This window comes from Methanobrevibacter sp. (genome assembly GCF_045220775.1).
Lineage (GTDB): Archaea > Methanobacteriota > Methanobacteria > Methanobacteriales > Methanobacteriaceae > Methanocatella.
Window position 1 is genome coordinate 1 of sequence record NZ_JBGUWC010000060.1, and the last position, 11,763, is coordinate 11,763.

Annotated in this window: 16 protein-coding genes; all 16 read left to right on the forward strand. The window is 34.3% G+C overall.

Annotation, left to right across the window (positions count from 1 at the left end; translation table 11 throughout):
* A partial coding sequence (locus ACJROP_RS03245) for a phage portal protein (RefSeq protein WP_406534064.1) occupies window positions 1–1,290 on the forward strand: 1,290 nt, incomplete at its 5' end.
* Window positions 1,280–2,152 carry a phage minor head protein gene (locus tag ACJROP_RS03250; RefSeq protein ID WP_406534065.1) on the forward strand — a complete coding sequence of 291 codons (873 nt, stop codon included), beginning with the start codon at window positions 1,280–1,282 and terminating at the stop codon, window positions 2,150–2,152. The genes ACJROP_RS03245 and ACJROP_RS03250, both read left to right, overlap by 11 nt.
* Window positions 2,153–2,810: 658 nt before the next feature.
* Window positions 2,811–4,109 carry a hypothetical protein gene (locus tag ACJROP_RS03255; protein WP_406534066.1) on the forward strand — a complete coding sequence of 433 codons (1,299 nt, stop codon included), beginning with the start codon at window positions 2,811–2,813 and terminating at the stop codon, window positions 4,107–4,109.
* A 118-nt stretch (window positions 4,110–4,227) separates the two neighbouring features.
* Window positions 4,228–5,289 (forward strand): hypothetical protein, encoded by a 1,062-nt coding sequence (locus ACJROP_RS03260; protein WP_406534067.1) that lies wholly within the window; start codon window positions 4,228–4,230, stop codon window positions 5,287–5,289.
* Window positions 5,290–5,369: 80 nt separating this feature from the next.
* The gene (locus tag ACJROP_RS03265) at window positions 5,370–5,792 is read left to right on the forward strand and encodes a carboxypeptidase-like regulatory domain-containing protein (RefSeq protein ID WP_406534068.1); all 423 of its coding nucleotides are present in this window, start codon (window positions 5,370–5,372) and stop codon (window positions 5,790–5,792) included.
* 4 nt (window positions 5,793–5,796) lie between these two features.
* On the forward strand, window positions 5,797–5,919 hold the full coding sequence (locus tag ACJROP_RS03270) for a hypothetical protein (RefSeq protein ID WP_406534069.1): 123 nt from the start codon (window positions 5,797–5,799) through the stop codon (window positions 5,917–5,919).
* A gap of 113 nt (window positions 5,920–6,032) precedes the next feature.
* Complete coding sequence (locus ACJROP_RS03275; protein WP_406534070.1) at window positions 6,033–6,599, forward strand: hypothetical protein; 567 nt, start codon at window positions 6,033–6,035, stop codon at window positions 6,597–6,599.
* A gap of 131 nt (window positions 6,600–6,730) precedes the next feature.
* Window positions 6,731–6,955 (forward strand): hypothetical protein, encoded by a 225-nt coding sequence (locus tag ACJROP_RS03280; RefSeq protein WP_406534071.1) that lies wholly within the window; start codon window positions 6,731–6,733, stop codon window positions 6,953–6,955.
* A gap of 7 nt (window positions 6,956–6,962) precedes the next feature.
* Window positions 6,963–7,316: an HK97 gp10 family phage protein gene (locus ACJROP_RS03285; RefSeq protein WP_406534072.1), complete on the forward strand. Its 354-nt coding sequence runs from the start codon at window positions 6,963–6,965 to the stop codon at window positions 7,314–7,316.
* Window positions 7,313–7,990, forward strand: coding sequence for a hypothetical protein (locus ACJROP_RS03290; protein ID WP_406534073.1), 678 nt, complete (start codon window positions 7,313–7,315; stop codon window positions 7,988–7,990). Before ACJROP_RS03285 ends, ACJROP_RS03290 begins: the two co-directional genes overlap by 4 nt.
* 124 nt (window positions 7,991–8,114) lie before the next feature.
* Window positions 8,115–8,363 carry a hypothetical protein gene (locus tag ACJROP_RS03295; RefSeq protein ID WP_406534074.1) on the forward strand — a complete coding sequence of 83 codons (249 nt, stop codon included), beginning with the start codon at window positions 8,115–8,117 and terminating at the stop codon, window positions 8,361–8,363.
* A gap of 3 nt (window positions 8,364–8,366) precedes the next feature.
* Window positions 8,367–9,530 carry a hypothetical protein gene (locus ACJROP_RS03300; protein ID WP_406534075.1) on the forward strand — a complete coding sequence of 388 codons (1,164 nt, stop codon included), beginning with the start codon at window positions 8,367–8,369 and terminating at the stop codon, window positions 9,528–9,530.
* A 38-nt stretch (window positions 9,531–9,568) separates the two neighbouring features.
* Window positions 9,569–9,961, forward strand: coding sequence for a hypothetical protein (locus tag ACJROP_RS03305; protein WP_406534076.1), 393 nt, complete (start codon window positions 9,569–9,571; stop codon window positions 9,959–9,961).
* 52 nt (window positions 9,962–10,013) lie between these two features.
* Window positions 10,014–10,172: a hypothetical protein gene (locus ACJROP_RS03310; protein WP_406534077.1), complete on the forward strand. Its 159-nt coding sequence runs from the start codon at window positions 10,014–10,016 to the stop codon at window positions 10,170–10,172.
* A gap of 139 nt (window positions 10,173–10,311) precedes the next feature.
* Window positions 10,312–11,085, forward strand: coding sequence for a hypothetical protein (locus ACJROP_RS03315; RefSeq protein ID WP_406534078.1), 774 nt, complete (start codon window positions 10,312–10,314; stop codon window positions 11,083–11,085).
* 228 nt (window positions 11,086–11,313) lie between these two features.
* The coding region (locus tag ACJROP_RS03320) for a hypothetical protein (protein ID WP_406534079.1) at window positions 11,314–11,763 on the forward strand (450 nt) is incomplete at its 3' end.

Below are 11,763 nucleotides of genomic sequence, written 5' to 3' on the forward strand. Positions count from 1 at the left end.
ATTGTAAGGCGACCAGCATATGATAGTAATTATAATACATTTCTATCTAACTATGGTTGGGTTTTCAGTAATGCTAATAAGGCCACTGGAGATTACACATTATACGAGAAAGCTGAGAATAATGTTTATGTTTTCCGTAGTATCGAAGTTATTTCAGATACTCTTTTAATTAATGGTTTTGGTATTAATAATCCTGAGGATAATGAGGTTAATTTTGAACGCACTCAGTATTTAACTAATTTGTTTAATAATCCTCAAGGTGCCACTAGTGAATTGACTTATGCGATGTTTCATAAGCAGTATATGCGTAGTTTCGAGTTAACTGGTGATGCTTTTATTGAGGTTAATTATGAGGAGTTCACTTGGGATGATAGTGATTATTATAAAGTGTTGAATGGTTTTAATTTCATTCCACCGGAATTACTCCGATGGTTTCCGGATACTGAGCAATGGGGTTATCGTGACCAGCCAACTATCAGATATGAACCGGATGAATTGATTCATATCTATGAGCCACAAATTAAATTGAAGAATTTAAAGTATGGTGTAAGTAAGTTGGATAAGATACGTTTACCTATACTTATGATGTTCAGCGGTTTATCTCATAATAAGGAATTATTGGATAATGATGGTATAGATCCACGAGCCATATTAAGTTTTGATAAGGATGTTTCTAATGAGACTTATGAGAAAGAGTTAACTCGTTTATCTGAGTTAAGTAAACTCCGTAAAAAAGGAGGAACATTAGCAGTTAAAGGTGCATCGTTCCAATCTTCTAGTATTACTAATCAGGATATGGATTTCTTATCATTAATGAATTTCTGCCGTGACATGATATTAACCGCTTATGGTGTTCAACCAGGAAAAGCAGGTATACGTGAAACTGCAAACCTCGGAACAGGTTCTGGTGAATCACAAGACAAGGATTTCAAAGACATGATGAAATCCAAAGCCACATTAATCGAAGGAGCATTCAACAAAGTACTCGGCCATAATGGTTTCGAGGAATTATTCAAATTCAATGAAATGGATATTGAAGATAAATTAAAACGTACTCAAATCGAAACCAATAAGATTAACGCCGGAGTATTAACTGTTAATGAAGTAAGACAGGAATATGGTTTGGAACCAGTTCCATGGGGAGATGTTCCTAATAATTTAAATAATAATCCATTAATGGATAGTAGCACAGTTGATAATGTGGACATATCAGCTATTAAAAGATATGAAAACAATTTAAACCGTGCTAAATGGTTAAGTGAATGGGAGGCTCCACGTAATGATTGGTAAAGCCTACACATCATTCGTTAAAAAAAGCTTCTCCCGTGACGAACGTAATTTTTATAATCTATTATCAAATGGAATAGATGAAAACCTATTATATGCTGTTAGCTGGTTGAAAACCCATGAAGCACATACATTACTGGAATGTGATGATGAAGATGAATTTGACGAAATATTCGCATTATCCACATTACACAGTGAATTGAACAGTCGTATTCAAAGGAATACATTAAATGGTATTCAACCTTTAAGTAAATTCTATAAAGTAGGTTCACGTCTAGGCCATAATCAATTAAGAACCACTCAAAGATACACTAAGCAGGATAAAGCTGCATTAAGTATTCTCAACCAGTATGTAGGGGATACGATTTATAATGTTAATGTGGATTCCTGTTTAAATGTTAAGGATATCTTATGGAATGGTGCATTAGCGGGATTAGCAATAAGTTTGCTAGCTAAAGACATACTCGCTTCACCATATAAGATTACACCAAGGAGTGGTTCAACAGTTGACCGCAGATGCACAATGATAACCACCACTGAATATGGTCGTGCTGTTAACACTGGTTTATTACAAGCCTATGTTAATGAGGGAGTATATAAAGTGGATATTGTTACAGCCGGTGATGACCGTGTATGTGATGATTGTATTGAAATAGAAAAGAACAATCCATACACAATAGAGGAAGCAATGGGCTTGCTTCCTGTCCACCCTGATTGTCGCTGTTCTATTAGTTCTGGTAATCATGACCGTGTTGACCCTGAGTTAATGGAGGGTTTTGTGGTTAATATGACTGATAATGATTATAATATATCGGACACGAATAGTCCTAGTGGTGATTTCGGTTTCGATTTCACTTTTAATTAATGGTCATTTCGCTACCTTAAGGTATATTTTTTTTGATGATCTGACAAATTATCTGTTTCTATAAAATATTATAAATTGTTGGAAAATAATTAAATGAAAAAATTTAGTATTCTCTGCCATTTTTAATTTCACATCAATGTCTATTTTATAGATTATATGATTTAATAGATTTTTAACTACATTGAATACAGTTTTTCAAATGTGTCGTGAAATATATATTGGTTTTTTACCTTTCATTTTTTATTACCTCTTTAAGTATTTTGACCAAGTTAGTTGATGATAATATTTTTAGGGATTATGTCATTAAACTGTTTGCCTAAAAAGATTTATCAAATCTATAAAAGACATTATGTGACCTCCAATTTTTTTATAGAAAAAGAAAATATGCCTCAGCTCAAATTTTGTATATTGTAAATATAGAGTAAAACCATTCCCCAAAGGAGTTTTTTTCTTTGGTAAGAGTGTAGTATGAAGAACATGTTCTTCTAAGTTTCATTCATTGGTTTTACTCTCCGGTATACAAAAAAATTATACTATTTTTTTTCGTATGTTCTTTTTTTATATTATACTGGTTTGAATCCGGTGAAGAACAATTTTTTTTAAATAAACTATATTTGTTAACTTATTTTTTCAAATCAATAGAAGAATGGAGTTGTTTATGAAAACTAAGCTTAAGAAATTCAGAGTATATGCACCTCCTGACGTTAAATCCTATGGTTTGAATGAAGATGGTACCTTAACCATAACTGGTATTGCCTCTACGACTAATGAGGATTTGGATGGTGAAATTGTTTCACCTGATGCTTTAGAGTCATTAGCTAAGCAGGTAATAGGGTTAAATCTACATCTTGACCATGACCATTCCTATAAAGGTGGGATTGGTGCGATTACTGATGCGACCTTGGAAGAGAGTTCTCTTCGTATTACTGCTGTGATTTTACCAGAATATGCTGAAGGTATTAAAGAAAGATTAGACCTCGGAATGAACTTTGGTTTCAGTATCGGTGGTATCCCTGTCATTGACAGTTTGAATTCTAGAGTAATAAACGATTTCATTTTATTGGAAGTTAGTTTAACATTGCTCCCGGCAAACTGGGACACCTTCGGTACAGTTGAAGTAACTAAAGGGCTCGTTGAAAGTAGATGTTTGACAGGAGCTTGTCATTACATTCTGAAAGAAAAGAAAAGTGATACTATGAGTAAAAAAGAAGCAAACCCGATTGAGGTTACCGATGAAATCAAACAAGAATTGGTTAACATCGTAAACGAAGCTGTTTACAATTTGAAACCACAACTTCTTGATGAAATCAGAGGAGAAATTGGTCCGGTTGTACAAGATGTTATAACTGAAGTATTACCACAATTATTACCTCCTGAAGTTAAAGATGCTGATATCGAAGATGAAGAAATCATCGATGAATCAGAAGAAATTGAAGAATTAGACGCTGAAGCAGTTATCGAAGAAGAAACTGATGAAGTTGAAGAAGTTGCTGCTGAACCTCCAGTTTTAGAAGAAGAAAAAGAAGTTGAAACTAAAGCTGAAGAAGAACCAGAAGACGAAGCTGCAACTGAAGATGAAGCACCAGTTGAAGATGAAACTGCTGAGGATGTTGTTGAAGAAGAAAAAGAAGTTACAGATGAACCAATCGATGGTGAATCAAGTGATGATGAAGCAGAGTATGTGGAAACCACTGAAACTGCTGATGCACCTAAAGTAATAGTTGATATTAAAGCTATTGCAGCAGAGATTGTTAAAGAAGTTAAACCAATTTTAGCAAAACAGGTTAAAGATGATTTATATAAAGAATTAGCTGGTAAAAAAACTACTAAAAACGCTACCAAACCTAAATCTAAATTAAATCAATACAAAGCTAAATCTGAAGCTGCTAAAAAAAGTGATAAATTTTTAGACAGTCCTGAACGTGACCATCTTGGCCGTAACAGAAAATATATTTAAACATATTCCATTATTTGTTTTATTTTTTGAGAATGGAATTAGAATAAAAAAAGAAACTTTTTTTTTTAAAATATTATAAGACTTTTTAAATTTTATTTACCCAAAGAAAGTGAGAATTATGGATTTGAAAACTAAAATCAAAAACAGAGATGATTTCTCTTTAAAATTTGCAGACGCACCGTTCGACAGTAACAATATACTTAACCCTGGTTGGGCTGAACCAACCTATGATGACTTTTTCAAAAGGATGGTTGAGGAACCAGTATTACTCAACCAATCCACAGTCTTACCAATGACTGCTTTACAACATGACTTAGACATGTTAACCGCAGATGTCGAATTAGACAGTCAAAGAGACTCCACTGGTAACAGTGCTAGATTAACTCAAAACGAATTAAGTCCAAACATGGACAGAAAACAATTAATCGCACAACCATTACAAGCTAAAACTGTAATCAGCGACAACTTCCTTGAAGAAAACATTGAAGGGGAAGACTTCTTATCTAATTACATGAACCTTTTAGCTGACAACATGGGTCCTGCATTCGAAATGTGGGGATTATATGCTAACACCACTGCATCCCATGTACAGGGTGAAGGTACTGGATACAATATGACCAATGGGGTATTAGCACAATTACAAACCGTTGCAGCAGATGCTAACAACGAAGCTAAAGGTATCGCAGACCTTGTATACAACAACAATGTTGGTGACGGTATCCTTAATGCTGTACAACAATACGTCGAACAAGACGGTAACATCAGCAATGCAAGGATTGTTTTACCACCAGCAGTACACAGTAAATTCATGTTAGAAATTGCTAAAAACAAAGACACCGCATTAGGTGACGCAGTCTTCCAAGATGGTAACATCACCACCCTTTTAGGTATGGAAATCACCGCAGACCCTATCCTCCGTAAAACCAAAAACGGTTACGGTAGTATGAAATTCGACAATGGTGTCTACAAAGCAAGCGGTACCGCAGTCGACAAAATGTCCTACGGTTTCATCGGCCAACCATCAAACCTTGTATTTGGTATGATGAGAGAATTCGATGTTAAAAATCAATGGGACATTGATGTTCTCGGTTACAAAGTCGCTTTACTCTGTAAAGGTGACGTAAAAGTATTATGGGATCAAGACACTCTTGCTATTCCATTCACTCGTAACAACCAATAAGAATAATACTTAAATTTTATTATTCTTATTTTTAAATTTTTTTTAATATAGTTTTAATTTTTGCGGAGATGAAACAACTTATGAAAGATTATTGGAAAGATTTAAGCCTCCGTGAAGCATGGAGTAAACGAGAACGATTTAATTTTATTTTAAATTATTTCGATGAAAAATTAGAATCCTCTAATGGTGAAACTAATGATGAACCTGTAGATGAACCTACTGTGGAACCTGTTGAACCAGTTACAGTTAACGTTAGTGTACATGTTAAAGACAGTGAAGACAATGGGATTAATGGTGCTTTAGTTGAAATTTACCAGGACAATAATGACCCATACACTGGAAATACTGGTAGTGCTGGTGGATGTACTGTCCGTAACGTTCCAATAGGTAATTATTCTATTAGGGTCTCTGCTGAAGATTATATTACTAGTATAGATGAGCTAGTTGTAATCGAGGGAGAGAATAATGTTGAAATTATTCTTGAATTAGAAAATGGAGCGTGAATAAATGAAAGATTATTGGAAAGACTTAGGTTTGAATGAAGCCTGGAGTAAACGTGAAAGATTCAATTTCATTATGGCTTACATTGATGAGAAGTTAAGTGAAACTGAAGAGGATGAAACTGGATAAAAAAAATTTTAAAAAGGGATAAACCAATTTTTTTTTATCCGTTATTTTTTTTAAATGATTATTTTTTTTTAAACTTTTTCTATAAAAAAAAGAATATTTTTTAAGGGGTTTTTGTGTTGATAGAGGTTCCTAAATTAAGGACATTACTTAAATTTGAAGGTATAAACTTAGATGCTTTCACTGATGATGAATTAACTGTATTAATTGAAAGTAAAGTTAATGAATTATCTGGTTTATTAGGTTTAGATGTTAATCCAGTACACCGTAAACAGCATATTACAAGGTTTAAAGGAGACATTATAAGATTAGACTTCTACCCTGTATATGATTTCAATAATATAATGGTGGATGGTGAATGTTTAAGTCCAAATAAATATCGTGTGGATTATAGTCTAGGTTTAATATACCTGGAGGAATTCATTACTGGAGACATTGATGTTAAATATATCTCCGGTTTGGATGATGATTTTTTAAATAACACTATAGGTCCACTTATTAAGGATATGATAACCTATACCGTCACTTATAATAAATGGGGTATGGGTGGACCAGTATCCAGTATCAAGGAAGGGGATGTTAGTGTTAATTATGATACAAGTAATGGTTTAGGCACTCGTATCAATAACACAATTGCTGATATTAAAAGTAGATATGCTAGTGCAAGGATTAGATGGTTATAATGGTATTATTTTTTCCAAATTATGAAGTAGAATTATGGGAATACACAGAAAAAGAGTCTCGTGATCGTTTCCTTGGTGAATCTGAATATGAGTATAATCTAGTAGATACTGTACCATGTGACTTTCAACCTATGAGTATGAAGGATAGTCAAATGGAATATGGTAAAATATTAGAGGACGCCTATAAGATTTACCTTGACGGGAGTGTGGAGATTACTGATACTATGGTTCTCCGTTTGGTTGGTGAAAAGGATACCTATAAGATAACCGGTACACCCTCCAATAATAATCATTTTTTACATCATCATAAAGTGGTGGTGCAGAAACAACGTAAACCTATTAAACTAGGAGTGTAGATAAGGTATGCCTGTTGAAATTACACGTAATGATACTTTCACCAAGAAAACTGACTCCTCAGCTTATATTAAAGCTATGGAGGATACTGTTAGTGAAGTGTCACAGAAGACTATGAGTGAATGTCAAAGTGAATGTCCGGTAAGGACTGGTAATTTGCGGGATAGTCATAGTGTTGAAAGTGATGGTATGGAGGCTACTATTCGTAATAGTGCTGAATATTGGATGTATGTTGTTTACGGTACTAGTAGAATGTCTGCTAATAATTATCCTCAACGAGCTTGGAATACGATTATTAGTCAAGATATGATAGGTGAAATTTTTAAGAATAAATTAAAAGAAAATGGAATTGATACAGAATGATTCCACTTGTTAAAGCAATTCGTAGAATATTATTTGATAATGTATTTCTTGATGATGAGATAGTGCCAGTTAAAAAAAGGACTTATCCTTATGATGAAACTCCATGTATCACGATTGATGATAGTGGAGGGTCAGCTTTTATGGAACGCCATATAGTAAACGAGGATTATCCAGTTAATCCGAATCATCCTTTGTATGATCCGGAGGAACCTTTCCGTAAGTTTCCACAGGAGGTTTTACGTGAGGTTCATCAGGGTACTGTTAGGGTTAATGTTTGGTGTGATGATGAGTTTCAACGTGAAGATTTAATAAAACAGGTTGAATCGTTATTTAAGCAGGCACAATCAGATTATTACCTGTTCTGTGATAATTATCGGGATGGTGAATGTGCTGGTTGTGGCGGTCCGTGTATGGTGGATTTAACCCAAGCAGACCTTAGAGGGGTTAAGGGTCAGTGTCCTAATCCGGAATTGTATCATTATAGTAATGTTTTTTCTACTTATAATCTGATTAGGTCTAGTTTTATTGTAGATCAACCTTTTAGTTTGGATGATTTAAGTAAAACTGAACCTGTTTTAAGAAGTGTTTTCAAGGTTACATCTGGTTTTAATGTTGACCATGTTATTGGGGGTATTGTATCCAATAGGTTAGTTAATAATACTAGTGTAATCTAGGGAAAATATCTTTTTTTTTAATATTATTTTTTTTTTTGATACTATTTTTTTTTGAATTATTTATTCAATTTTTTTGACTAATACTTAGTAATTTTTCAATTATTTTTAGGAGATTTTGTTAACTATGACAAAAGAAGATGAGAAAACTAATAAAACCAATAAGAAACCCTCCACAAAAAAAGAGGCTGATAAAAAAACCCTCATCGAACTCGTGGAAGCATCATCCGTTGATTTTATTAGCATAATAATGGATTTATCACAAAACGGTTTACTCAACCAATACCGTGATGAAATAACCCAAAAAGAACAAGGAATAACAATTATTCCAAGCATGACAGAAGCAGAATTTAAAAAAATTATAGGAGACGACTAAAATATGCCAATCACTAAATTACCAGGTGTATACTACAATGAAAGAGTAACATACGAACTAACAGGTGAAGGAAGCAAAATCCCAGTAATAATCGGTGCAACCGGAAACACCGCAACCGACGACTACAAAATCGACGGTACAGTAATCAGAAAATTCACCGGATGGGAAGATGTTAACAAAGCAACAACCGCAGAAGTTCCAGGAATAGGAGTATATAGTGAAAACACCACTAACCAATTATCCAAATTCCTCCACGAATTCTTCGAAGAAGCAAGATTACAAGTAAACAGTGACATCGGAGTACCATACATATACATAATCGATGTAGGTGATGGTAAAACAAAACAATCATGGTTAAACGCCTTAAACGTAGCAAAAAGCAAACTCGATGCCACAATAGAAATCTACGTGGGAGCAGATGCAATCACCAGTTATGAATTAAAAGCATTCCTCGATGGCGCATACGCTTCAATAAAAGAAGGAACCAAAGACTTAGATCTCAGATGTGCATTCACCACCAAAGGATACAACAATCCAAGTAGTGTTACTGATGCACAATTAATCGCATTAACCAACGAATCAACCGGTGTACAATACAGTCGTATAGGTATAACTGAACCATTATTATTCGGTAAAACCATGGCAAGGATATGCTGCACACCATCTAATGTTGAACCAGGATTCTACGAATACAGAAGTGTTGAACCAGGAACATTCAAAGACAGAACCAAAGCTGAAATGTTAACCTTGCAAAATGCAGGTATCATCTTCAACCGTGATGAACACATTAACGGAAAAGTTCATCCAAAAATCAATCTCTGTGTTTCATCCAGTTTCGCAGCAACCACAAGACCTGCGGATGCATTATTCCATGCAAGATTCAATGCCGATGCATTACTCCGTGAAGTATTCGAAGCATGTTACAATCAAATCAAAGCAAACGAATCCGCAACCAACCTCGCATACTTACAAACCCGTATCAACAAGATTGTTAACGATAAAGTAAGTGCAGAGGAAATGATTAAATACGATGAAAAAACCGGAAACGGTACTAGATTAATAGTCAACCAATCCGATGCAGACCCATACAGTTTAATCATCACCGGACAAATGCACCCACAAAAATGTACTGTTGCAATCGAAGTAGAAGCAACAGTTAAACTCTAGACTTTTTTACCCAAAGAAAAAACAGGGAGATTTAACCAATGGCAACCGTTCAAAGATATAATTTAGCACAAATCGTATATGAAGATCAAAGAATCACCACTGACACCTTCAAAACCACTAGGAAAATAGATGCTGAAGAACACAACAGTAGTGATTCATACTCCCCATACAGTGTAAGTTTCAAAAATGAAACCTACGAATGGGAAATGAGTGACATCGACCCAACATTCCGTTCCTTTTTCGAGGAAATGATGGATAGGCAAAAAGCAGACCCTAATGATTTAGCAATGGTCGCAACCTATGATTATAATCCTGAAACTGGGGACATTGTTGAAGATGATGTATATGATGGAGCATATATTACTGAAATCAGCAAAGAGACTGCTAACAAACCATTCAGTGTAAAAGGTGGAGCTTTAAGAAAATTATAAAATTTATTATTCTCCCCCTTTTTTTTATATATTTTTTTTGGAGGCAATTTTTATGGATATCAAATGGTTACTTAAACAATTACTACCACTTAAATATGAATCAACCTACCGTACTGAAGATGAAAACGGAGAATGTGTCCGCATGCATTCCACTTGGAGAATGTGGTTTGGAAAATCATTCCATATCAATCATGAAGTAATAGATTCATAAAAAAAACAATCTTTTATCTTTTTTTTTAACATTTTTAACATTTTTACATAATTTAATCTATATTTTTTTTATCTATTTTTTTTATTATTTTAATTGAACTGAGCAAATTTTAAATATTTTTTTTGGGAGGAATAACCTAATGGCTGAAGAAATAAAAAGCACACCCACACCAGAAACAATAGAATTAGAAAAAAAACTATTAAAAACAGTATGGGTAAAAGAAGCAGAAACCATCCAAGAATTTGTACCTGAAGAAGACTTAACAGTAACACAACAAAAACTACTGAAAAAATGCATAAACAAAGAAGACTTCACAGACAAACAATTCACCGACTTAAAACTATTACTAAACAAATACCGATTACTATTACAAAAAATCAACCCACAAGAAAAAGTACAAGCCGTTGACGATGCAATCGAACTAATACAAACAGAACAAGACTTCCTAGACCTAATGGAACTAGATGTCAACAAATACTTAAAAGTAAACATGCCTTACAAAGGCAAAGTATTACCATTTGAATTCGAAGTCTTACCCTTAACTGACAGTAGAGTAGTCGATGCATTAGAACTACATATAGATATTTTCCGTGATTTTGACTTTGATGAAGCAACAGAATATGCAAATGCAGTAAACAAACAGGATGATGAAGAACTAACTGATGATGAACAACACATCATAGACAATTTTAACAGGAAAATAGCCGACAAATTAGCAGGTCAAAGATACGAAGCAGTGGAAAAATTCCTCGGAAACCAATTAAAAATCCGTGGAAGTGATGCTGATGTAGATACTCGTATACAATTCTGGGCAAAATTCCATTTCAATGCAAAATTCGCAGTATTTGTAGAAGTTCAAAACCGTTTAGGATTAAATGAAGTGAGCAACGAGAAATTATTTCCATCTAGCTAATAGTTTCATGGGTGATTTATACTTTGAAGTCAGCCGACACCTAGGAAAACCCGTCTCATGGGTTATTAAAAACAAATTCACACCAGACGTGAAATTTCTAATTCTAAAATACGCTTATATAAACCGCAAAAGAAGAGAAGAATACGAACATATGCGGGAAAACCTGAATGGGGTTTAAAAAAATTAACTGATAATATTTTTTAATTAAAATTTTTTTTCTTGATTATTATGGTAAGCAACGAAGATATATTAATGCAATTTACAGCACAGGACGATGTAAGTAGTGTTGTTGAAGCAATGGAATCAAGTGTAACAAGTTCACTTGAAGCCATATCCTCTGCAATGGATAATCTAGACACTGGTTTAACCAATCTTGCCATAACTGCGGAAACGGTAGCCACTGCTTTTGGTGAAGTTGAAACTGCTTTCGACTCCGCAGAATCAAGTGCAGACAGTTTCCAATCAACCATCGATGGGATAAGTGCAGATAATATAAGTGATATATCAACAGAAGTGGATGACCTTAGTGGTTCTTTCAGTTCCGCAGAGGAAGAAGCAAGCGGACTGGCAGCTGCAATCGACGGAATAGATAGTGGAAGCATAAGTGATGTTGAAGGAGAAGTAGATAGTCTAGGCGAAGCATTCAGCAATGCAAGTGGTGAAGCCTCCAGTTTCGGA

Excerpts from the sequence above, each read along its gene's own strand:
- ACJROP_RS03250 (WP_406534065.1), top strand. The coding sequence starts at position 1,280 with ATGATTGGTAAAGCCTACACATCATTCGTTAAAAAAAGCTTCTCCCGT.
- ACJROP_RS03255 (WP_406534066.1), top strand. The coding sequence starts at position 2,811 with ATGAAAACTAAGCTTAAGAAATTCAGAGTATATGCACCTCCTGACGTT.
- ACJROP_RS03260 (WP_406534067.1), top strand. The coding sequence starts at position 4,228 with ATGGATTTGAAAACTAAAATCAAAAACAGAGATGATTTCTCTTTAAAA.
- ACJROP_RS03265 (WP_406534068.1), top strand. The coding sequence starts at position 5,370 with ATGAAAGATTATTGGAAAGATTTAAGCCTCCGTGAAGCATGGAGTAAA.
- ACJROP_RS03270 (WP_406534069.1), top strand. The coding sequence starts at position 5,797 with ATGAAAGATTATTGGAAAGACTTAGGTTTGAATGAAGCCTGGAGTAAA.
- ACJROP_RS03280 (WP_406534071.1), top strand. The coding sequence starts at position 6,731 with ATGAGTATGAAGGATAGTCAAATGGAATATGGTAAAATATTAGAGGAC.
- ACJROP_RS03285 (WP_406534072.1), top strand. The coding sequence starts at position 6,963 with ATGCCTGTTGAAATTACACGTAATGATACTTTCACCAAGAAAACTGAC.
- ACJROP_RS03290 (WP_406534073.1), top strand. The coding sequence starts at position 7,313 with ATGATTCCACTTGTTAAAGCAATTCGTAGAATATTATTTGATAATGTA.
- ACJROP_RS03295 (WP_406534074.1), top strand. The coding sequence starts at position 8,115 with ATGACAAAAGAAGATGAGAAAACTAATAAAACCAATAAGAAACCCTCC.
- ACJROP_RS03300 (WP_406534075.1), top strand. The coding sequence starts at position 8,367 with ATGCCAATCACTAAATTACCAGGTGTATACTACAATGAAAGAGTAACA.
- ACJROP_RS03305 (WP_406534076.1), top strand. The coding sequence starts at position 9,569 with ATGGCAACCGTTCAAAGATATAATTTAGCACAAATCGTATATGAAGAT.
- ACJROP_RS03310 (WP_406534077.1), top strand. The coding sequence starts at position 10,014 with ATGGATATCAAATGGTTACTTAAACAATTACTACCACTTAAATATGAA.
- ACJROP_RS03315 (WP_406534078.1), top strand. The coding sequence starts at position 10,312 with ATGGCTGAAGAAATAAAAAGCACACCCACACCAGAAACAATAGAATTA.